General features: G+C 64.5%; 18 protein-coding genes. 11 read left to right on the forward strand and 7 right to left on the reverse strand.

Features of this window, described 5'->3' with window-relative positions; all coding sequences use genetic code 11:
- Window positions 1-691 precede the first annotated feature (691 nt).
- A complete protein-coding gene (locus tag QAZ22_RS08140) occupies window positions 692-1414 on the reverse strand; it encodes a beta-ketoacyl-ACP reductase (protein WP_278206153.1) in 723 nt (240 codons plus the stop codon).
- A gap of 124 nt (window positions 1415-1538) precedes the next feature.
- On the reverse strand, window positions 1539-2723 hold the full coding sequence (locus tag QAZ22_RS08145) for an acetyl-CoA C-acetyltransferase (RefSeq protein WP_278206154.1): 1185 nt from the start codon (window positions 2721-2723) through the stop codon (window positions 1539-1541).
- Here QAZ22_RS08145 and QAZ22_RS08150 point away from each other — a divergent pair.
- Window positions 2710-3000, forward strand: a complete 291-nt coding sequence (locus QAZ22_RS08150) for a hypothetical protein (RefSeq protein ID WP_278206155.1) — start codon at window positions 2710-2712, stop codon at window positions 2998-3000. The two genes, QAZ22_RS08145 and QAZ22_RS08150, sit on opposite strands and share 14 nt — an antisense overlap.
- A gap of 28 nt (window positions 3001-3028) precedes the next feature.
- Window positions 3029-3622 (forward strand): polyhydroxyalkanoate synthesis repressor PhaR, encoded by a 594-nt coding sequence (phaR, locus tag QAZ22_RS08155; protein WP_278076267.1) that lies wholly within the window; start codon window positions 3029-3031, stop codon window positions 3620-3622.
- 241 nt (window positions 3623-3863) lie between these two features.
- Here the strand turns inward: phaR and QAZ22_RS08160 are convergent, their stop codons facing one another.
- A complete protein-coding gene (locus tag QAZ22_RS08160; RefSeq protein ID WP_278206156.1) occupies window positions 3864-5030 on the reverse strand; it encodes a citrate synthase in 1167 nt (388 codons plus the stop codon).
- A gap of 90 nt (window positions 5031-5120) precedes the next feature.
- Here QAZ22_RS08160 and QAZ22_RS08165 point away from each other — a divergent pair, with 90 nt between their 5' ends.
- From QAZ22_RS08165 to QAZ22_RS08195, 7 genes are all read left to right on the forward strand, one after another.
- Window positions 5121-6206 (forward strand): citrate synthase/methylcitrate synthase, encoded by a 1086-nt coding sequence (locus QAZ22_RS08165; RefSeq protein ID WP_278206157.1) that lies wholly within the window; start codon window positions 5121-5123, stop codon window positions 6204-6206.
- A 514-nt stretch (window positions 6207-6720) separates the two neighbouring features.
- Window positions 6721-7851 (forward strand): patatin-like phospholipase family protein, encoded by a 1131-nt coding sequence (locus QAZ22_RS08170; protein ID WP_278206158.1) that lies wholly within the window; start codon window positions 6721-6723, stop codon window positions 7849-7851.
- 121 nt (window positions 7852-7972) lie between these two features.
- Complete coding sequence (locus tag QAZ22_RS08175; protein ID WP_278206159.1) at window positions 7973-9388, forward strand: coniferyl aldehyde dehydrogenase; 1416 nt, start codon at window positions 7973-7975, stop codon at window positions 9386-9388.
- Window positions 9389-9470: 82 nt separating this feature from the next.
- Window positions 9471-9752 (forward strand): hypothetical protein, encoded by a 282-nt coding sequence (locus QAZ22_RS08180; RefSeq protein WP_278206160.1) that lies wholly within the window; start codon window positions 9471-9473, stop codon window positions 9750-9752.
- Window positions 9753-9754: 2 nt separating this feature from the next.
- A complete protein-coding gene (locus QAZ22_RS08185) occupies window positions 9755-10927 on the forward strand; it encodes an efflux RND transporter periplasmic adaptor subunit (protein ID WP_278206161.1) in 1173 nt (390 codons plus the stop codon).
- A 78-nt stretch (window positions 10928-11005) separates the two neighbouring features.
- Entirely contained in the window at window positions 11006-14179 is a 3174-nt protein-coding gene (locus QAZ22_RS08190; RefSeq protein ID WP_278206162.1) for an efflux RND transporter permease subunit, read from the forward strand.
- Window positions 14180-14275: 96 nt separating this feature from the next.
- Complete coding sequence (locus QAZ22_RS08195) at window positions 14276-14434, forward strand: DUF3309 family protein (protein ID WP_071094864.1); 159 nt, start codon at window positions 14276-14278, stop codon at window positions 14432-14434.
- Between the two features lie 63 nt (window positions 14435-14497).
- Here the strand turns inward: QAZ22_RS08195 and QAZ22_RS08200 are convergent, their stop codons facing one another.
- Window positions 14498-15454, reverse strand: a complete 957-nt coding sequence (locus QAZ22_RS08200; RefSeq protein ID WP_278206163.1) for an SDR family oxidoreductase — start codon at window positions 15452-15454, stop codon at window positions 14498-14500.
- Between the two features lie 96 nt (window positions 15455-15550).
- Here QAZ22_RS08200 and QAZ22_RS08205 point away from each other — a divergent pair, with 96 nt between their 5' ends.
- Window positions 15551-16444 carry a LysR family transcriptional regulator gene (locus QAZ22_RS08205; RefSeq protein WP_278206164.1) on the forward strand — a complete coding sequence of 298 codons (894 nt, stop codon included), beginning with the start codon at window positions 15551-15553 and terminating at the stop codon, window positions 16442-16444.
- 61 nt (window positions 16445-16505) lie between these two features.
- On the opposite strand, the gene QAZ22_RS08210 is transcribed toward QAZ22_RS08205, so the two are convergent.
- On the reverse strand, window positions 16506-17714 hold the full coding sequence (locus QAZ22_RS08210; protein ID WP_278206165.1) for an MFS transporter: 1209 nt from the start codon (window positions 17712-17714) through the stop codon (window positions 16506-16508).
- A gap of 448 nt (window positions 17715-18162) precedes the next feature.
- Here QAZ22_RS08210 and QAZ22_RS08215 point away from each other — a divergent pair, with 448 nt between their 5' ends.
- A complete protein-coding gene (locus tag QAZ22_RS08215) occupies window positions 18163-19185 on the forward strand; it encodes an IS110 family transposase (RefSeq protein WP_278201928.1) in 1023 nt (340 codons plus the stop codon).
- A 280-nt stretch (window positions 19186-19465) separates the two neighbouring features.
- On the opposite strand, the gene QAZ22_RS08220 is transcribed toward QAZ22_RS08215, so the two are convergent.
- Both QAZ22_RS08220 and QAZ22_RS08225 read right to left on the reverse strand, forming a co-directional pair.
- Window positions 19466-19774, reverse strand: a complete 309-nt coding sequence (locus QAZ22_RS08220) for a DUF1244 domain-containing protein (RefSeq protein ID WP_278206166.1) — start codon at window positions 19772-19774, stop codon at window positions 19466-19468.
- A gap of 130 nt (window positions 19775-19904) precedes the next feature.
- A complete protein-coding gene (locus QAZ22_RS08225) occupies window positions 19905-20702 on the reverse strand; it encodes an N-formylglutamate amidohydrolase (protein WP_278206167.1) in 798 nt (265 codons plus the stop codon).
- Window positions 20703-20844 lie beyond the last annotated feature (142 nt).

Here is a 20844-nt window from a genome sequence, read left to right on the forward strand (position 1 = left end):
AATTTGAGTCTTTCTGCCGCTCGTTGTCGGATACGCAGCGGTGCCGCCGCATGTGACAGGCGACACATAGGGATTTCAGACGCGAAGCGAAAGCGGAATGTTCCCTCAAAAGAGAGGCGCGCCCACCGGCAAGGTCAAAATCCGCCGTCGATTAACCGGTGGAACGAGTCTGGAACGAATCGGCGACGAATCACTGACTCGTTCTGATTCAGGTTTTGTTCACTGCTACATGTGGATTTTTTGACGACGAGTCTCACCACATGCTGAATCCGGAAACTGGCCCGTTTCATGCTTGGCCAGGGTAGGCTCCGGAGGGCCGTTAACTTTTGCCGGTGAACGATCATGGCCGGCTCGAGCGCAGCCGCCAAGATTATGAAATGGTTGATCTTTCCTAATCGCCGTTAATCTTTTCGGCGCCGTTTCGGGCTCCGCGCGTTAACTTTCCGGCCAAAGCCGGAACGAATCGGCGACGAATCAGCGATCTACAAATTTTCCCGGTTTGTTCACCCCAAGATATGGTGTTGTCCACAGCTTGCGCACCGAAAATTCACAGCTTGCGAACGGGGTTTCGCACAAGGAACGCCGAGGCCGTTAACTTTTGCGTGCCGTATCGAGGCATGCGCGGTGGAGGCGCCGACAAAAACAGGCGGTCCGGCTGTTCCGGACCACCTGCCGCCGCCGTCAAAAGACCTCAGGCGAAATACTGACCGCCATTGGCGGTGATCGTCGAGCCGGTGATGAAGCCGGCCTCGTCGGACGCCAGGAAGACGACGCAGCGCGCGATCTCTTCCGGCTCGCCGAGACGGCCGACCGGAATCTGGGCGATGATCGATTCCCGCACTTTTTCCGGCACTGCCATGACCATGTCGGTGGCGATGTAGCCGGGGCAGACGACGTTGACGGTGATGCCCGCGCGAGCCCCCTCTTGAGCCAGCGCCTTGGTGAAGCCGATGTCGCCGGCTTTCGAGGCCGAGTAGTTGACCTGGCCCATCTGGCCCTTCTGGCCGTTGATAGAAGAAATGGTGATGACGCGGCCGAACTTGCGGTCGCGCATGCCGTTCCACAGCGGATGCGTCATGTTGAAGACGCCGGAAAGGTTGGTGTCGATGACCTCCTTCCACTGCTCGCGCGTCATCTTGTGGAACATGGTGTCGCGGGTGATGCCGGCATTGTTGACCAGCACCGAGACCGGGCCGAGATCGGCCTCGACCTGGGCGATGCCTGCGGCGCAGGCGTCGTAGTCGGCGACCGACCATTTGTAGACGGGGATGCCCGTCTCGGCCTTGAATTTTTGGGCCGCTTCGTCGTTGCCGGCATAGTTCGCGGCGACCGAATAGCCGGCATTCTTCAAGGCCACCGATATCGCCGCACCGATGCCGCGCGATCCGCCCGTGACGATTGCTACTTTGCTCATGTGGTCCTCCCTTTAAAATCGTCTGAGCGAATAGGGAGTAGCGAATAGCGAGTAGGGATTTATGTCCCGCCGCGCCGACGCCCGTTCTTCCCTATTCGCTACTCCCTATTCGCTATTGGCTTTCTCAGAGCGCTTCCACGCACATGGCGACGCCCATGCCGCCGCCGATGCAAAGCGTCGCGAGACCCTTCTTGGCACTTCTGCGGCGCATCTCATGGACCAGCGTGTTGAAGATGCGGGCACCCGAAGCGCCGATCGGATGGCCGATGGCGATGGCGCCGCCATTGACGTTGACGATCGAGGGATCCCAGCCCAAGCCCTTGTTGACGGCGCAGGCCTGCGCGGCGAAGGCCTCGTTGGCCTCCACGAGGTCGAGGTCCTTGACCGACCAGCCGGCCTTCTCCAGCGCCCGCTTCGAGGCCGGGATCGGGCCGGTTCCCATGATTGCCGGATCGACGCCAGCGGTCGCCCAGGAGGCGATGCGGACCAGCGGGGTGATGCCGCGCCGGGCAGCCTCGGCCTCCGTCATCAGCAGCGCGCCGGCGGCGCCGTCATTGATGCCGGAAGCGTTGGCGGCGGTGACGGTGCCTTCCTTGTCGAAGGCCGGCTTCAGCTTGGTCATTGCATCCAGCGTCGCGCCGTGGCGGATATATTCGTCCTGGTCGACGACGGTGTCGCCCTTCTTGCCCTTGACAGTGAAGGCGACGATCTCGTCCTTGAACTTGCCGGCCTTCTGCGCGGCTTCGGCCTTGTTCTGCGAGGCAAGCGCGAACTCATCCTGGTCCTCGCGGGTGATCTGGAACTGACGGGCGACGTTCTCGGCGGTGTTGCCCATGTGGTAGCCGTTGAAGGCATCCCACAGGCCGTCCTTGATCATGGTGTCGATCATCTTGTAGTCGCCCATCTTGACGCCGGCGCGCAGGTGCTGGGCGTGCGGCGACAGCGACATCGATTCCTGGCCGCCGGCGACGATCACCTTGGCATCGCCGGTGGCGATCTGCTGCATGCCGAGCGCGATCGCCCTGAGGCCTGAACCGCAAACCTGATTGAGGCCCCAGGCCGTGGTCTCCTTGGGCAGGCCGGCGATGATCGAGGCCTGGCGAGCCGGGTTCTGGCCTTGAGCGGCGGTCAGCACCTGGCCCAGGATGACCTCGTCGACTTCCGCCGCCTCGACGCCGGCCCGCGCTAGCAATTCCTTGATGACCACGGCGCCGAGCTCATGCGCCGGCGTTGCGGCGAAACTGCCGTTGAAGGAGCCGACCGCGGTGCGGGCGGCGCTGGCGACGACGATTGAATTGGAAGCGGCCATTTTCTTCTCCAGACTTCGAGGTGTCGTGTTTTGGGCTATCTTTGAAGACTTTTCTTGCCCGTTCAATGACCTGAGTCAAACCGGAAATGGGCATGGCCGCCATGCGCGGCAAGCAAGTCGGGCGCTTATCGTGACGGCGCAGCCGTCGCCGCGCGGCACAATTTCATCCGTCCATTCCGCACTAAATGATGCCGCACTGCACAAAGCACTTGGAATTGTGACGCTTTTGCGCATATCCTCGACAAATGGCGCAATCGTTACCGGCCGCTTACTCTGAACGCGCCGGTATCCTGGGGAGGATACGGATGGCCGCAAAAGACGACCCGATCGTCATCAAGAAATATGCCAACCGCCGGCTCTACAACACCGGCACCAGCACCTATGTGACGCTCGAGGATCTGGCCGAGATGGTCAAGAAGGGCGAGGAGTTCACCGTGCAGGACGCCAAGACCGGCGACGACATCACGCATCCGGTGCTGACCCAGATCATCTTCGAGCTGGAGAACAAGGATGGGCAGAACATGCTGCCGATCCCGTTCCTGCGCCAGCTGATCTCGTTCTATGGCGACCAGATGCAGATGATCGTGCCGAGCTTCCTCGAACAGTCGATGATCGCTTTCTCCAAGGAGCAGGAGCGCTTCCGCGAGCAGATGAAGGGCGCCTTCGGCAAGACGCCGATCGACATGATGAAGACGCCGATGAAGGCGCTGGAGGAGCAGACGCGCCGGAACGTCGAGATGTTCCAGAACGCAATGCGCATGTTCACGCCGTTCCCGTCGGCGGGGACCAGTTCCTCCGCCCCAGCCGAGCCGCCGAAGAAGGAAGAAAAGTCCGACGATCTGCAGGAATTGAAGGCGCAGATCGCCGCCATGCAGCGCAAGCTCGACACGATGTCCTGACGGGTTGTGCGCTTGGTGGCGATAGCTAACGTCTGAGATAGGCGGAAACACCCATCCCTTCGTCATCCTCGGGCTTGACCCAAGGATCCATGCCGTGACCGATGGCGTGGGGCGCACCAGTGCAGAATTCTGTAACCGTTGCAACGTCTTAGCGTCACGGCATGGATCCTAGGGTCTGCGCGCGTCGCTTCGCTCCTTGCTCCGCCCTAGGATGACGGGGTGAGAGCCGCTTCGGCTAATCTCAAACGGTTGCTCCAAGCCGTCGGTCCCTCTCGACCGGCCCGTCGTAACGCGCTCGCGGCCTGATCGGCCTGTTGCTCGTCGCCTGCTCGATTGCGTGCGCCGTCCAGCCGACGCTGCGGCCGAGCGCGAACAGGCGGAAGGGCGCATCGGCAGGGAGATGCAGACTCCTCGTCAGTGCGGCAAGCGCGAAATCGACATTCGGATGCTGGCCGGTGGCGGCAAGCACCGCGTCGCGCAAGCGCAGCAAGCCGTCGTCGATCGTGACATCAGGGAGCAAGGCCTCCGCGCGCGGATCGCCTTCGGGATAGAGCTGGTGGCCGAAGCCGGGCAGTGGCCGATCGTGGGCGAGCCAGCGCGCGACCGCTTCGTTCGTCCCCAACCGTTCGGCATCCTCGGCGAGGTTCAGGGCAGCCGCGCCGGCCCCGCCATGGCGCGGACCGGTGAGCGTTGCGAGGCCGGCAAGCAGGCAGGCCGCGATCGGCGCTCCGGTGGAGGCGGCGACGCGCGCGGCGAAGGTCGAGGCGTTGAGCTCGTGATCGGCGAGCAGCACCAGCGCCTTGCGGATGAGATCGGCGCCGGCGGCGTCGACCGACCAGCCACGCGCCAGCCTTTCATGCACCGGCTCCGCCCCCGGACTTGAGCCGAGGGATGTTGCAAGCACGCTCGTGGCGCTGGCGCCGTCCTGCTGCAGCATGGCCGGCCTGCGACCAAGCGAAGGCCAGCCGGCGGCTGCAAGCGCCGAGAGCCTCGCAAAAGCCGTCGGAGTGCCGCTCTCGCGAACCGTCGAAGGGGTCAGCGACGCGAAAGACACCGGGGCGCCGGACGCCCAAAGCAGCCCTGCCGTCTCCTCCAGCGTCGCCGTCGCCGCAAGTGCTGCGGCATCCTTGCCGCGATAGACGAGGCGGCCATGCAGCACAGTCGAGATGGCGGTGGCGATCGCCGGCTCGCCCCAGGCGATGGCGCTTTCGGCGATCGCCTGCGGGCTGCGTCCGCGTGCCCGGCGGGTGGCAATCGCCGCGATGTCGTCGGCGCGATACTGGCTGCGGCGCGGGTCGGCCCCATCCGGCCGCATGCCGATGCGGCCGCGGCTGACATAGGCATAGAGCGTCTGCGGCCGGACGTTGAGCCGCGCCAGCGCTTCCTCCCGCGTCAGCCACTCGGACATGCCCAAACCTTACATTGATTCAGTTGATCAAGATTGATGCGTTGATTGAGCAGCATTAATTGCGTTGCACGAAAGGTCAAGGAGACAGTCATGGCGAACGGGCTCGATGATGTGGTTGCGGCGGACACGGTGCTTTCCGATGTCGACGGCGCGGGCGGCCATCTCACCATCCGAGGCCACTCGTTGGCGGAACTCGCCGGCCGTTGGCGCTTCGGCCAGGTGGTCCATCTGCTGTTCGACGGCTTTTTCGATGAGCTTCCCGGCGATAGCGAACTGGAGCAGGCGATCGGCAAAGCGCGCGTCGAGGTGTTCGAACGGCTGCAGCCGATACTTGGCCAGCTCGCGCCGCTCGATATCTACAGCGCCGTGCGTGCCGGCATAGCGCTTTTGCCGGACGGCGAGGCGCTTGCCGACGCGCTCAGGCTGATCGCGGCGCCGGCGGTGCTGACGCCAGCCTTGCTGCGGCTCGGTCGCGGCGAGAAGCCTCTTCCTCCGGATGCAAGCGCCGATCATGCCTCCGATATGCTGAGAATGCTCGGCGGCACCGCATCGCCGGCGCTTGCCAAGGCGCTCGACACCTATCTGGTGACGGTCTGCGATCACGGGCTCAATGCCTCTACCTTCGCGACGCGCGTCGTGGCGTCGACGCAGGCAGGCTTGACCTCGGCGATCCTGGCCGGGCTCGGCGCGCTCAAGGGACCGCTGCATGGCGGCGCGCCGGGACCGGTGATCGAGATGCTCGACGCGATCGAGGCGAGCGGCGACGCCGCAGCCTGGCTGCGCGACGAGATCGCGCGCGGCGGACGGATCATGGGCTTCGGACATCGCATCTACCGCGTACGCGATCCGCGCGCCGACGTGCTGAAGGCGGTCGTGCGTCAACTCGGTTCCAGCAATCAGACCGGCAGCAGGCTGGCCTTCGCCGAAAGGGTGGAACAGGCGGCGCTCGACGTGCTCAGGGTCGCCAAGCCGCAGCGTTCGATCCAGACCAATGTCGAATTCTACACGGCATTGCTGCTCGAAGCGGCGGGCTTCCCCAAGGAAGCGTTCTCCAACGTCTTTGCCGCCGGCCGCGTCGCCGGCTGGATCGCGCACACACGCGAGCAGCAGGCGACCGGACGGCTGATCCGGCCGCAGTCGCGCTATGTCGGGCCGGTACCCGATCTGGTGGCTTGAGTTCGGTTCCTCGCCCCAGGTAGGGGATGCATATATCTTGTGTGACTGGCGTGACTGATCAGGCTGAGGCTTGATTGCCAGGTGGTTCCCCCAATCCGTCGCTGCTTCGCAGCGCCACCTTTCCCCCCTCCGGAGGGAAAGGAAGGGAGCCTTGCTGGACGAGCGTTGACGGCAAGAAGCTTGGCGCCTTCCTCTCCCCCGTCGATCGGGGGAGAGGTGTCGAGCGAAGCTCGACGGAGTGGGGGTCGACCAGCGCTACTTAGACAATCCATGCGCCAAGCTGCCATGCACGCTATCGCCAAAGACCAGCCGCTTGGAAATGCGTGTGCAGCTGTAGCCACTTCCCGGGGCGAGGAAAGAACCCACAGATGACGGAAACTTCAACCGATCACGCTTGTGTGTTCGTGTTCTTGCCTTGGTTCGCCCCTATATGCTGCACTGCAACATTAGCTGGTGGCCAACTGCCTCGCACCATGACGCAGGGGCAAGCTGGCGCATCGAGACGAGGAACGGCATGGCGAAGAACGGCAAGGCGGAGGACCAGAAGAAGATCAACGTCGCGCTCCAGGGCGGCGGTTCGCACGGCGCCTTCTCCTGGGGCGTGCTCGATCGCCTGCTCGAGGACGGGCGGCTGGAGATCGCGGCGGTGTCCGGCACCAGCGCCGGCGCCATGAACGCGGTGGCGCTGGCCGACGGCTTCGTGCGCGGCGGCGTCGAGGGCGCGCGCAGGAAGCTCGACGATTTCTGGCGCGCCGTGGCCTCGAAGGGCCGCTTCAGCCCAGTGCAGCGCATGCCGTGGGACGTGGTGTGGGGCAACTGGTCGATCGAGAACACGCCCGGCTATTTCTTCTTCGACACCATGTCGCGGGTCTTCTCGCCCTACGTCGCCAACCCGCTCGGCCTCAACCCGCTGCGCGACGTGGTCGAGAAACAAATCGACTTCGGCAATGTGCGCGCCTGCAAGTCGATGGAGCTGTTCATCTCGGCGACCAATGTCGAGACCGGACAACTGCGCGTCTTCTCGGATGGCGAGATCGACCTCGACACGGTGATGGCCTCCGCCTGCCTGCCGCAACTGTTCCGTGCCGTCGAGATCAAGGGCGTGCCCTATTGGGATGGCGGCTATGGCGGCAATCCGGCGCTCTATCCCTTCTTCAAGACGGCGGCGACCGAGGACGTGCTGCTCGTGCAGATCAATCCGGTGGTGCGCGAGGGCACGCCGAAGAGCGCCAACGAGATCCAGAACCGCATCGACGAGATCACCTTCAACGCCGGACTCCTGCGCGAATTCCGCTCGATCGCTTTCGTCAAGGAACTGATCGCGGCAGGCCGGCTGCCGCATGGCGAGTACCGCGACATCCGCATGCACCGGATCGATGCCGACGAGGCCTTCAAAGACCTCTCGGCATCGTCCAAGGTCAATGCCGAATGGGCCTTCCTCGCCTACCTGCGCGACCTCGGCCGAAGCGCGGCCAGCGACTGGCTGGAGGAGAACTACGACGCCGTCGGCAAGCACGCGACGCTCGACCTGTCGGGCGAGCTCGACGACGGCTTCAAGCCGATGCGCGGCCCGGCGCCTGGTCGAAGGGTCAAGGAATTCCTCGCCGCGCATATGAAGCCGGAGGCGACGCGCCGCCGGGCGTAGATCGCTTCCAAACTCCTCCTGAACGTTCGTTCGTGCCGAAGCATTCCCTTGCGGAAGCGGCGACGCGCTGGATTCACCCGCGACGGGCGAGTAGTTTACCTCGACGTAAACGGAGGTGGCGATGCTGCAGACCAGACAGATCGGGGTCAGGTTTGAAGCGCAGTGCAGGGCTTTCGAGAAGGAGCCCTTCCCGAGCCTCGATATGCGCAAGGACCGGCTGAAGCGCCTTCTGGCGCTGACCGACAAGCACGAGGCCGAGATCTGCGCGGCTATCGACAGCGATTTTTCCGGACGGTCAGCTCAGGAAACGCGGCTCGCGGAGCTGTTCGTCGTTCGCGCCGGCATCAGGCACGCCATCCGGCATCTGCGCGGCTGGATGCGCGAGCGGCGCGTCGCCACCGGCCTGCCGTTCCTGCCCGGCCGCAACCGCCTTCTACCGCAACCTTTGGGCGTCGTCGGTATCGTCTCGCCGTGGAATTATCCGTTCCAGCTCGCCATCGCGCCGGCGACCGCCGCTCTGGCCGCCGGCAACCGAGTGCTGCTCAAGCCCTCCGAGCTGACGCCGAAGTTTTCCGACCTGCTTGCCCGATTGGTCGAAGAGCATTTTTCTCCCGACGAGATGAGCGTGGTGGTCGGCGATGCCGACGTCGGCAAGACATTCGTGTCGATGCCCTTCGACCATCTCCTGTTCACCGGCTCCACCGCCGTCGGCCGCCAGGTGGCGCTGGCCGCGGCCGCCAATCTGACGCCAGTGACGCTCGAGCTCGGCGGCAAGTCGCCGGCGATCTTCGACGCGTCCTGCGACCTCGACGCGGCCGTCGCGAGCGTCGCCTATGGCAAGCTCTTGAATGCCGGCCAGACCTGCATCGCGCCGGACTATCTGATGGTCCCGCAAGGGCAAGGTGCAGCGATTGCCGCGAAACTCGCCGCCGCGATGGCGCGGCTCTATCCGCGCCTTCGCGACAATCCCGATTACACGGCGATCGTCAGCGACGGGCACCACCGGCGCCTGAGCGAGATGATCGCGGAGGCGTGCGAAGCTGGCGCCGATGTCACCGAGGTCAACCCGGCCAATGAAAAGCTTGGCGTGGGCGACCGCAAGATGGCGCCCGTCCTGGTCAGGAATGCCGCCGAGAACCTGCGGCTGATGCGCGAGGAAATCTTCGGGCCGGTGCTGCCGATCCTCGAATACGGTACGGTCGATGACGCCATCGAGCATGTGAACCGCGGCGAGCGTCCGCTTGCGCTTTATTGGTTCGGCAAGGACAGCGCCAATCGCCAAAGGATGATGCGGGAAACCGTCGCCGGCGGCGTGACAGTCAACGACTGCATGATGCACCTGGTGCAGGAGCGGCAGCCATTCGGCGGCGTCGGCGAGAGCGGCATGGGAGCCTATCACGGCGAATGGGGTTTTCGGACCTTCAGCAAGGAAAAGCCGATCTTCGTCCAGTCCAGGCTCAGCGCCGGCGGCCTGCTCAGGCCACCCTATGGCAGGACGTTCGAGCGGCTGTTCCGGTTGCTGAACCTGATCGGCTGACAGCATTTATTTTCGGAGTGGGCGCGTCCTTTGCGCGTCTCGTGCCAATGCAGCAAGTCATGGCGCGAAAAAATTCCGCATCATGCTGACGCCTACTGCCATTAGGTGTTCGAGCACGCGAAAAATCTGCCTGGACTGGGAAAAGCCGGCCAGTCGAGTGTCGAAAACTGGAAAAAAGCCTATCCGCCACGGCTGGGGGCGCAATGATGCTGCAATTTTTGTCACTATATTGCGCCGCAACTTTGAGGTAGAAGCGCGCTTCGCCGATCACGGCAAATTGAAGACGGCTTTGCGCGCACCCATATCGGCCGCGCGCCCGGGAGTCGAAGGCGCCGACCTCGCCAAGCCTGCAACGGAAAAATGACGATGCCGAAAATCAGGTTTCACAAGCTTGCAGCCATTGCTGTGCTCATCGGATTCGCTGCCTGGATGGCAACGGGCGAGTTCTCGTCCGTGGGCAGTGCCGCCGACCACCAGAAGGCGGGAGAAGCAGGCAAGGCCGCCCAACCCGGGGCCGACAAGCCGAAGATGGCGGAGGCCGAGCCGAAGGCCGCGCCACGCACCGTCGCGGTGGTGACGCCGCCGCGCAAGACCTATGCGCGCGCCATCCGCATTTCCGGGCTGACCGAGGCCGACAAGCGGGCGGTGCTCGCCACGCGCGTCGGCGGCGTCATCGACAAGCTGCCGGTCAAGCAGGGCGATCACGTCAAGACGGGCGACCTGGTGCTGATGCTCGCTGCCGAGGAGAAGATCTCGAACGTCGACAACGCCAGGCAGCTCCTGGCGCAGCGCAAGGCCGAGCTCGATGCCGCCGAGCGGCTGGCCAAGACCGGCAATTTGCCCAAGCTGCAGCTCGACACCGCTCGCTCGAACCTGACGGCGGCGCAGTCGATGCTGGAGACGGCGCAGGCCGAACTCGACCGCAACGAAGTGAAGGCGCCGTTCGACGGCGTCATCGACCGCGTGCCGGTCGAGCTCGGCAGCTCGGTCATGCAGGGCGGCGAGGTGGCCACGATCCTCAAGCTCGACCCGGTGATCGCGCGCGGCGAGATCAGTGAGCGCGACCTGCGCTACATCAAGATCGGCGACGAGGCCAATGTGCGCCTGGTCAACGACCAGAAGGTCACCGGCACGGTGCGCTATATCAGCCGCGATGCCTCATCGCAGACCCGCACCTTTCGTGTGGAGGTGGCCATTCCCAATGCGGATGGCTCGATCCCCGCCGGCATGACGGCCGAGATCACGCTCAGCGCAGAGCCGACCGATGCGGTGCTCTTGCCGCGTTCGGTGGTCACCCTGGGCGACAAGGGCGATCTCGGCATCCGCGCCGTCGGCAAGGACGGCAAGGTCGCGTTCTTCCCGATCGACCTCGTCGACGACACCCCGACGGGACTGGTGCTCGGCGGCATCCCGCAGGACGCCCGCATCATCGTCGCCGGCCAGGAGCTGGTGAAGGAGGGCGATCCGGTGAAGCCCGTCGAGGCCGACCAGGCGACCATCAACAAGCTGATCAGCGAAGCCGCCGCCGGCACGCAGTAGCGCGACCGCGCGGCGCCGGCTCGACCGGCACCGCGCTGGCCCATGCCGCAGCTCCCCAGGAAACAGCAGGCATAAGTCATGGACATCGTCAGACTCGCCATTCACAACGCCCGGCTCACAATATCCGCGTTGATGTTCCTGCTCGTCGCGGGTTGGGTCGCCTATCAGTCGACGCCGAAGGAAGCGGAGCCGGATGTTCCGATTCCGATGATGTATGTCAGCCTGGTCTACCAGGGCATCTCGCCGGAGGATTCGGAGCGGCTGTTGCTGCGGCCGATGGAAACCAAGCTGAAGAGCCTCAAGGGGCTCAAGGAAATGCGTTCCGCCGCTTTCCAGGGCGGCGGCTACGTGCTGGTCGAATTCCAGCCGCAGACCAATCTGGCCACGGCGCTGCAGGATACGCGCAGCAAAGTGCAGGACGCCAAGGCCGACCTGCCGCAGGCGGCCGAGGAGCCGACCGTCACTGAGGTCAATGTCTCCGAATTCCCGGTTCTGGTCGTGACGCTCTCGGGCGATGTGCCCGAGCGCGTGCTGACTGCCGCGGCGCGCGAATTGCGTGACCGCATCGAGGAGGTGCCCGGCGTGCTCGAAGGCTCGCTGCAGGGCTCCCGCGACGATCTCGTGGAGGTCGTCGTGGACCCGGTGAAACTTTCCTCCTATGGGCTGCAGCTCGACCAGGTGATGCAAGGCGTCGGCGCCTCCAACAGCCTTGTCGCCGCCGGCAATCTCGAAGGCTCCGAAGGCAAATACGCGGTCAAGGTGCCGTCGCTGATCGAGACGCCGGAGGATGTCGCCAATCTGCCGGTCGTCGCCACACCGAATGCCGTGGTCCAGGCCAAGGACATCGCCACCATCCGCTCGACCTTCAAGGATGCGGAGACGGTCACCCGGCTCGACGGCAAGCCGGCCATCGCCATCGAGGTGAAGAAGCGCATCGGCGCCAACCTGATCGACACGCTGAACCATGTCAGGGAGGTGTCGGACAATTTCATCAAGACGATGCCGGAAGGCATGCATGTTACCTACACGCAGGACAAGTCCGTCTTCGTCAACCAGCTGCTCGGCGACCTGCAGAACCACGTGATGATCGCGGTGATCCTGGTGTTCATCGTCATCCTCTACGCGCTGTCGGGACGCGCCTCGCTGCTGATCGGCCTCGCCATTCCCTCATCCTTCCTGATCGGCATCCTTCTGCTCGCGATGATGGGCTACACGATCAACATGATCGTGCTGTTCAGCCTCATCCTGGCGGTCGGCATGCTGGTGGACGATGCCATCATCGTCACCGAATTCGCGGAACGGCGTATGAGCGAAGGCATGCCGAAGGCGGACGCCTTCGCTTTAGCCGCCAAGCGCATGGCCGGTCCGGTGATCGCGGCGACGATGACGCGCATCGCCGCCTTCTCGCCACTGCTCTTCTGGCCCGGCATCATCGGCGACTTCATGAAATACATGCCGATCACGCTGATCGTGACGCTGTCGGCCTCGATGCTCTATGCGCTGGTCTTCGCGCCGACGCTGGGCGCCATCTTCGCCAAGGCGCCGGCGCATCACGAGGACGATCATCGTGACGGCTGGTATATGGCCGTGGTCAAGCAGGCGGTGCGCTTTCCGATCACCGTCATCCTGCTCACCGTCGGCCTGCTGGTGGGAGTCGGTTTCGCCTATTCGAAATACGGCGCCGGCGTCGAGTTCTTCCCAAGCGTCGAGCCGGATTACGGCCTGCTCTACGTGCATGCCCGCGGCAATCTCTCGCTGGCCGAAATGGATGCCGCGACCAAGACGGCGGAAAACCGGCTGCTCGGCTGGCCGGGCGTGAAATCGGTCTATACGCGCGTCGGCAAGACGCAAGGCGGCGGCCAGGACATACCGGAGGACGTCGTCGGCGTGATCCAGTACGAGTTCGTCGACTGGCGCGAGCGCAAGTCCGCCAACCAGATCCTCGACGACCTGCGTGCCGTGATGGCCGGCATTCCAGGCGTCGATGTCGAGGTGCGCGTTCCGGAAGCCGGACCGCCGACCGGCAAGCCGATCCAGATCAGGCTCTCGGCCGCCGACCCGGCCGGGCTCGACGACAAGGCGCGCGCGGTGGCGGCGCGCATCGCCAAGATACCCAACGTCATCGATATTTCGGACGGCCTGCCGCCGCCCGGCGTCGACTGGGCGCTCGAGGTCGACCGCGCCAAGGCGGCGCAGTACGGCATCAGCCCGACCTCGGTGGGCACGGTGGTGCAGCTGGTGACGAACGGTCTCAAGCTGTCGGAATACCGGCCGGCCGGCGCCGACGACGCGGTCGACATCCGGCTGCGCCTGCCCGAAGACCGGCGCACGCTGTCGACGCTCGACGAGCTCAGGGTTCAGACCTCGCAGGGGTCGGTGCCGATCTCGAACTTCGTGGTGCGGAAACCCGAGCCAACTGTCGGCATCCTCAACCGCATCGACGGCGCGCGCACCGTGGTGGTGCAAGCCAATGTCAGCGCTGGCGCGCAGGTGGCGGCCGTACAGGCAGAAGTCACCAAGGCCGTCGCCGATATGAATCTCGGCAGCGGCATCCGCTGGAAGCTCGCCGGATCCAACGAGGACAGCGCGGAAGCCAGCGCCTTCCTCGGCAAGGCCTTCGGCGCCGCGATCTTCCTGATCTTCCTGGTGCTCTTGGCGCAGTTCAACAAGTTCACCAGCGTTTGGCTTGTCTTGTCCTGCGTGGTCATGGCGACGATCGGCGTGTTCCTCGGATTGCTGCTGACGGGCGAGGCCTTCGGCATCGTCATGTCGGGCATCGGTGTCATCGCGCTGGCCGGCGTGGTGGTGAACAACAACATCGTTCTCATCGACACCTATGACCGTCTGCGCGAGGAAGGCTGGGACAAGATGGACGCGGTGCTGCAGACCTGCCGCGAGCGCGCGCGGCCGGTGGTGCTCACGGCGGTTTCGGCCATCCTCGGCGTGCTGCCGATCGCCTTCGGCCTCGGCCTCGAGATCTTCCATCACGAGACGACGATCAACGCGCCGTCGACGCAATGGTGGATTTCGCTGTCCTCGGCGATCGTCTTCGGCCTGTCCTTCGCCACCATCCTGACGCTGGTGGTGACGCCGTCGATGCTGATGGTGTTCACCCGCGCCAAGGTGAAGCCCGGCGCGCGGCGCAGCTTGTTCAGCCGGCTGTTCCGCCGCAGCAAGGGCGAGGTGTCGGCCGAAGAGCCAGCCGCGGAGGCCGACGAGCCGGCGATCGCCTTCCCCAAAGCCGCGGAATAGCGCGCTTTTCGAAGCCCGATGACAAAAGCCGCCCGGGAACAACCGGGCGGCTTTTTCATTGTCCTCTTATATTCAACCATACGGCGAGGGCTTTTCATGACGATCAGCACGCTTCTCATCATCATCCTGATTCTGATCTTGATCGGCGCGGTCCCGGCTTGGCCATATTCGCGCGCCTGGGGCTATGGCCCGTCGGGAATCGTCGGCGTTCTTTTGATCGTTCTGCTGATCCTGTTGCTAATGGGTCGGATTTGATCGATTTACGGCCGGGCTTCCCGCAGCCCGGCCGCTTCGTTTGCAGGATGTTCCTTGCTTTGATCAGGCGGCCTGACGCGAGGATGCGACGGCGATGCCGATATCCTGCATGGCTTGCGCCACCGCCTGGTCGAGCGGGGTGTGTGGAATCTCGCCGATGACCTCTTCGAGCCGCGCCGAGCTCAGCCGGTGCGCCTCGAAGCGCAGATAGGACATCGACACGATCTCGCGCCACATGGCCGCGAACGGGCTGCCGGCGCGCAGCACCCACCAGGGCATGAAGGTGAGCTTCAGCTTGCGGCCGAGCGCCCTCTCGGCCGCAGCCTTGATATCGAGGTCGGTGACGGCGTGGCCCGGGAAGTTCAGCGCCTCGTAGAAACCGAGCTTGTCGAGATTGCGCGCCAGCCCGACAAAGGCGACCGCAAAGTCCGGCAGATAGGCCCATTCGTGCACGAGGTCGGCCGGACCGGGAGCGGTGTAGACGCCCTTTTCCATCTTGGCGGCGACGACGAGGTCGAACCAGGAACCGCTGCCGGTGCCGCCGAAGAAGTCGCCGGCCCTCAGAAGAATGGTGCGCACGCGGCCGGCATCGGCCTCGCGGCGGAACAGCTCTTCCATGGCGCAGCGGATGCGGCCCTTCTCGGTGGTCGGATGGAACGGCGTTTCCTCGGTGATCACCCGCGGCATCGGCGAGCCGTAATTGTAGACGGTGCCGGGGAAAAGATGCAGCGCGTTGTTCGCATGACAGGCTGCCATGACGTTCTCGGCCATCGGCAGGCACTTGCCCCAGTCGGTGTAGATCGGGTTCAGGCCGTTGAAGATGATGTCGACGCCTTGCGTTGCGCGGATCAGCGACTGGCGGTCCAGCGCGTCGCCGGCGACAGCGGTTGCGCCCTTGAGCTCGGCCGGCACCTTGCCGGTGCGGGTGACGGTGCGGACGTCGAAACCGGCGTCGATGAAGACCTTGGCGACTACGCGGCCGAGCCGGCCATTGGCGCCGAGAATTGCGATCTTGGTCATTGTTCGTCTCCGTTGCTTGCGTTTGCCCCGCTAATCTGATGCCTTCATCATTGAATGAAAATTGACTGGGATCGGCGATCTGTTATTCAGAAATGAATGACGGAATTCGACTGGAACCTGATCAAGAGCTTCGTCGCGGTTGCCGAGACCGGGAGCCTTTCGGCCGCCGCTCGCAGGCTGGAGGCCAGCCAGCCGACGCTCGGCCGTCACATCGCCGAGCTGGAGCAGGCGCTGGGCGTGACGCTGTTCCGGCGCGGCCGGCGCGGCTACGAGCTGACGGAAGCCGGCAGCACGCTCTATGAGCGCGGACGGGCGGTCAGCGAGCAGGCCAACGCCTTCTCGCTGCTGGCGCTGGGATCGGTCGAGGCGATCGAGGGCACGGTGCGCATCGCCGCCTCGGAGGTAGTCGCGGCCTGCGTGCTGCCGGAAATGACGGCGCGCCTTGGCGAGGAGGAGCCGGGCATCGAGGTCGAGGTCGTCGCCTCGAACCAGGTCGAGAACCTGCTGCGGCGCGATGCCGACATCGCCATCCGCATGGTCAGACCGGCGCAGAACGAATTGGTGGCGCGCAAGGTCACCGACATTCCGCTCTGCCTGTGCGCGGCGAAATCCTATCTCGACCGGCGCGGCCGCCCGGCAAAGCCTGGGGACCTCGTCGACCATTCACTGGTCGGCTTCGACCGCAGCGACGAGATCATCCGCGGCTTTACCGCCTACGGCATTCCGGTCGGCCGCAGCCATTTCCGCTTCAGGACCGACAATCAGATCGTCCTTTGGGAGGCTGTGCGGGCAGGAAACGGCATCGGCATCGGCCAGGAGCCGCTGGCGAATCGCAATCCGGACCTGGAAAAGCTGCTGTCGGACGTGCCCTTGCCGACCCTGCCGGTGTGGCTTGCCATGCATCGCGACGTGCGCACCAGCATGCGCATCCGCCGGGTGGCGGATTTCCTGCACGAGGAGCTGAAGCGCTACTCGGCCGGCGCCGGCTAGAGCATGATGCCGAAAAGTGTGAAGCGGTTTTCGGACGACATCATGCTCTACTTCTCTGATCCTAGAGCCGGATGATTTCAGGTCGATCCGACCTGAAATCATCCGGCTCGGGCGCGAATTCGGCGCGGTGAGCGAGGCTCGCCATCAGCAGCACGATGACCAGCAAGCCGGAGAGCGCGATGAAGATCGGGCCGAAGCTCGCCCGCTCGGCGACGAAGCCGATCGCCGAGGGCGCCACCAGGATGCCTGAATAGCCCATCGTGGTGACCACGCTCATGCCGGTGCCAGACGACATGCCTTCCTGGTTGCCGCCGGCCGAAAACAGGATCGGCACCATGTTGGCGATGCCGAAGCCGCAGAAGGCGAAAGCGGCAATGGCAAGATAAGGCGAGGGCGAGAGGCCGGCCACGAACATGCCGGTGGCGGCGACAAGCGCCGAGCCGCGGAGCGTCGCCACCGCGCCGAAGCGGTTGCGCACGCCGTCGCCCAGGAAGCGCATGAGCGCCATGACGCCGGAGAAGGCGGCGTAGGCGAGGCCGGCAACGGCAAGGTCGGCGCCGAGCTCCTGATGGAGGTAGAGCGCCGCCCAGTCGAGCACCGCGCCTTCGGAGACCATGGTGAGCAGCGCCATCAGCCCGACCAGATAGACGATTGTGCGCCTCGGCAGGGTGAATTTCTGGTGTTCGGCGACCTGCGGTCTGTCCTCGGCGACAAGATAGCGAATGGCGAAGGCGACGAGGACCAAGGCAATCGCCGTCACGGCGATCGCGTGCGCGAGATGACCGTAACTCTGGATGGTGTAGCCGCCAAGCGCGCCGCCGGCGAAGCCGCCGAGACTCCAGAAGCCATGCGAGGACGACATGATGGCGCGGGAGAGTCTTCTTTCCACCACCACGGCGTTGGAGTTCATGGCGACATCCATACCGCCGATCGAGCCGCCGAAGATGAGCATGGCGATGGCCGCAAGCGACACGTCGGGGGCAAGCGCGACGACCAGCAGACCGAAGCTGCCGCAGAGGGCGAACCAGCGCAGCACAGCGCGCGAGCCATGCCTGGAAATGAGGTGGCCGCACCAGGTCATGGCCATCACCGCGCCGACGCCGAACAGCAGGATCAGCAGGCCGAGCGTGAATTTCGAGATGTCCAGCCGGGTGAGGAAAACCGGGATCTGCGGCGCCCAACTGCCAGTCAAAAAACCGTTGGCCAGGAATATGCCGGCAACGGCCCAGCGGCCGCGCGTCGCGGCTGGCATCGTGGTCTGCAGGCTCATGCTTTGAAATCCGCCATGCAAAGGGTTCGCGTGGCAAATTAGATCGATTCAATTTGCAATCAAGAACCGCGGTGGGGAAGTGCTTGGACCAAGGAGCGACCGGGGGGCCGGCGTTGTTCATGGCGGGCTGCTGCTTTGGCGATTAGCCGAGACGCCTCTCCCGTCGTCATCCACGGGCGGAGCAAGGAGCGAAGCGACGCGCGCAGACCCGAGGATCCATTCCGTGACTTAGGAGCGCTGCTGCGATGCAGAAAGTCCTCCGGGGTCGCGCCGTTACGATTGTTCTGGACCGAAGCATTCTTCGGCAGGCGTCACGGAATGGATTCTAGGGTCCGCGCCGCGTCGCTTCGCTCCTTGCTTCGCCCTAGAATGATGGGTGGACGGCCCCTTGCGGCATCGAATGTGCCAAACTGGTCGTGTTGGAACCCAGCGGAGGAGACCGTCCGTCATGCAAGCTATCAGATTTGGAATCGATTTGGCCAAGAACGTGTTTCAGGTGCACGGCGTGGATGCAGCCGGGCAGGTGGTGGTGCAGCGCCAGCTGCGGCGCGCGCAGGTGGAGAAGTTCTTCGCCGCGCAGCCGCCGGCGCTGATCGGCATGGAGGCGTGCGGCTCGGCCCATCATTGGGCCCGCACGCTGAGCGCGCTCGGCCACGAGGTCAAGCTGATGCCGCCGGCCTATGTGAAGCCCTATGTTGCGCGCAACAAGAACGATGCCCGCGATGCGCAAGGCTGTTGCGAGGCGGTGAGCCGGCCCGACATGCGCTTCGTGCCGATCAAGACGGTCGAACAGCAATGGGCCCGAGCGCTGCATCGCACACGTGACCTTCTGGTGCGCCAGCGCACGCAACTGGCCAACGCCATGCGTGGGCAGCTCTATGAGATGGGTCTGATAGGTGCCAAGGGGGCCGCAGGCATCGAGGCCCTGCTGCAGCGCATCGAGGCAGCCGATGAAGCCATTCCCGCGGCGCTGTTGATCTGTCTGGCGCCTCTGGCCGGGCAATGGCGGGCGCTGGATGGCGAGATCGGCAAGCTGGACAAGCAGATCCTGGCTCAGGTCAGGCAGCAGCGAGCGGCCTTGCGGCTGACGACGATCCCGAGCGTCGGCCCGATCATCGCGCATGCAGCCGTCGCCACCATCGGCGATGGCCGCCAGTTCGCTTCGGCCAGGGACTTCGCCGCCTGGCTGGGCCTGACCCGCAAGAGCCATGACACCGGCGGCAAGCACAGCTTGACGGGCCATATCAGCCGCGCCGGCGACAGGGACCTGCGAAGGCTGCTCATTCTGGGCGCCAGTTCCTGGTTGCGCCAGGTCAGGGCCAAACCCGACAAGGGCTCACCCTGGGTTCGCGGCCTGCTGGCCAGGCGGCCGGTCAAGGTCGCCGTCGTCGCCCAGGCGGCCAAGACCGCCCGCATCATCTGGGCAATGCTGCAATCGGGACAGGAATACAGGGCGCCGACTGCGGCATAAACGCAAATCGAGGCCCTCAACAAGCGTAAGGAGCAAAAAGCAGCACGGCAAAATGGTCAGGACCTGGGTCGAGACACTCCGCCTTCGTCATCGCGATACAAAGCGCGCTAGAATGATTGGAACTCGATCCGCGTAACCCTTGCGGGCCAGCGGTCTTCGAAATCGACCGCACTAAAGGCCGAATACATGACCGCTCCAGACCTGCGCCGTCGTTGCCATTTTGCCTCTTGCCCAAAAGGGGCCGTCCATACATGACGAAGCCGTGGGCCGCTTGGAGCGTTCAGTGATCCTTCGGCCGCCTTGCCTCGAACTCGGCCTTCTTGGCCTCGGAGGCCTCGGTCTGATTGAGCGCCTGCCATTCGGCATAGGGCATGCCGTAAATGATCTCGCGCGACTCATCCTTCGACAACGTCACACCGTCCGCCTCGGCGGCCTCGCGATACCAGTTCGACAGGCAGTTGCGGCAGAAGCCGGCGAGGTTCATCAGGTCGATGTTCTGGACGTCGCCGCGCTCGCGCAGGTGCCCGACCAGCCGGCGAAAGGCGGCGGCTTCGAAATCGCGTTTCTGCTCGTTGCTGAGTTCGGCCATTTGATGGAACTCCGTGGGGCTTGAAGCGCGTCGCAATCCTTCAGATTCGCTCCATGCGCTTTAGGTTTTCGATTTTACGCATGTCTCCCGAAACCGGTTCCCACTTTCGGGAGACATGCGTCGAGGCCCGTCACACCGGGCCGGTGCGCGAGCCGAACATCTTCACGTCGTGTATATCGGAACGGCGGTCGATGGCGTCAACGATCGGGGCCAACCGCTCCGCCCATGCAACGGCGCCGGCGCGATCGGCGATCAGGTCCTGGCGGATCTCGATCAGCGCATGGGCATAACCGTTGACGATGGCGTGCCGGAACATGGTGTCGCCGCGCAGCGCGCCGTCATAGGGCTCGTTGTCGCCGACGACGAGCGCCTTGTCCTCGGCCAGCATGTCGATCAGCGGCCGCGCCGCGCGGTCGTCGCGGTCCCACAGGATGCCGACATGCCATGGGCGAATGAAGCCTTGCATGCGAGGGGTGAAGGAATGCACCGAGAAGATGAACGGCGCTTTGCCGGAGGCATGCGCCACCGAGGAAATCATCGCGCCGACGGCGTCGTGATAAGGCCGGTAGAAGCGGTCGAGCCTTTTCTCCCGCTCCTCGGCGGCCATCGGATAATTCCCTGTGACGATGGTGCCGTCATAAAGCTGGCGGATCAGCGTCGGGTCGTCCTCGCCGCGGTTGGGGTCGATCAGAAGCCGCGAGAAGCCGGCAAGCATGGCCGGCGCGTCGAGCGCCGCCGCCAGCTCGCGCGTCACCGTCTCGACGCCGATGTCATAGGCGATGTGGCGCTCGAACTCCGCCGCCGGCAGGCCGAGGCTGCCATATTCGTCCGGTACATCCCGGCGGGCGTGATCGGCCAGAAGCACGATGCCTTTCTTGCGATCGCCTTCGACGATGTCGAAAGGCGCGAAAACTGTGGATCGGGTCATCGGCTGAAAAACGGTCTGTTCGCGGGCTTCCAGGCGGGGTGGTATCGTCATTCCACGAAGAGGACTGAGGCGCAATGCCGTTGTTTGGCCACGGTTTCTGCAAAAGAATCCCTGATGGGACGACTTACCGCGCGCTGAACCC

Origin of the sequence: Mesorhizobium sp. WSM4906, from assembly GCF_029674625.1 — a bacterium.
Classification (GTDB): Bacteria; Pseudomonadota; Alphaproteobacteria; order Rhizobiales; family Rhizobiaceae; genus Mesorhizobium.

What these genes read in the sequence shown, in the direction of transcription:
- QAZ22_RS08160 (WP_278206156.1), bottom strand. Translation starts at nt 5,030, where the DNA reads ATGTCCGAGTGGCTGACGCGGGAGGAAGCGCTGGCGCGGCTCAACGTC.
- QAZ22_RS08165 (WP_278206157.1), top strand. Translation starts at nt 5,121, where the DNA reads ATGGCGAACGGGCTCGATGATGTGGTTGCGGCGGACACGGTGCTTTCC.
- QAZ22_RS08190 (WP_278206162.1), top strand. Translation starts at nt 11,006, where the DNA reads ATGGACATCGTCAGACTCGCCATTCACAACGCCCGGCTCACAATATCC.
- QAZ22_RS08170 (WP_278206158.1), top strand. Translation starts at nt 6,721, where the DNA reads ATGGCGAAGAACGGCAAGGCGGAGGACCAGAAGAAGATCAACGTCGCG.
- QAZ22_RS08175 (WP_278206159.1), top strand. Translation starts at nt 7,973, where the DNA reads ATGCTGCAGACCAGACAGATCGGGGTCAGGTTTGAAGCGCAGTGCAGG.
- QAZ22_RS08185 (WP_278206161.1), top strand. Translation starts at nt 9,755, where the DNA reads ATGCCGAAAATCAGGTTTCACAAGCTTGCAGCCATTGCTGTGCTCATC.
- QAZ22_RS08200 (WP_278206163.1), bottom strand. Translation starts at nt 15,454, where the DNA reads ATGACCAAGATCGCAATTCTCGGCGCCAATGGCCGGCTCGGCCGCGTA.
- QAZ22_RS08145 (WP_278206154.1), bottom strand. Translation starts at nt 2,723, where the DNA reads ATGGCCGCTTCCAATTCAATCGTCGTCGCCAGCGCCGCCCGCACCGCG.
- QAZ22_RS08210 (WP_278206165.1), bottom strand. Translation starts at nt 17,714, where the DNA reads ATGAGCCTGCAGACCACGATGCCAGCCGCGACGCGCGGCCGCTGGGCC.
- QAZ22_RS08205 (WP_278206164.1), top strand. Translation starts at nt 15,551, where the DNA reads ATGACGGAATTCGACTGGAACCTGATCAAGAGCTTCGTCGCGGTTGCC.
- QAZ22_RS08180 (WP_278206160.1), top strand. Translation starts at nt 9,471, where the DNA reads ATGCTGACGCCTACTGCCATTAGGTGTTCGAGCACGCGAAAAATCTGC.
- QAZ22_RS08195 (WP_071094864.1), top strand. Translation starts at nt 14,276, where the DNA reads ATGACGATCAGCACGCTTCTCATCATCATCCTGATTCTGATCTTGATC.
- QAZ22_RS08215 (WP_278201928.1), top strand. Translation starts at nt 18,163, where the DNA reads ATGCAAGCTATCAGATTTGGAATCGATTTGGCCAAGAACGTGTTTCAG.
- QAZ22_RS08225 (WP_278206167.1), bottom strand. Translation starts at nt 20,702, where the DNA reads ATGACCCGATCCACAGTTTTCGCGCCTTTCGACATCGTCGAAGGCGAT.
- QAZ22_RS08220 (WP_278206166.1), bottom strand. Translation starts at nt 19,774, where the DNA reads ATGGCCGAACTCAGCAACGAGCAGAAACGCGATTTCGAAGCCGCCGCC.
- phaR (WP_278076267.1), top strand. Translation starts at nt 3,029, where the DNA reads ATGGCCGCAAAAGACGACCCGATCGTCATCAAGAAATATGCCAACCGC.
- QAZ22_RS08140 (WP_278206153.1), bottom strand. Translation starts at nt 1,414, where the DNA reads ATGAGCAAAGTAGCAATCGTCACGGGCGGATCGCGCGGCATCGGTGCG.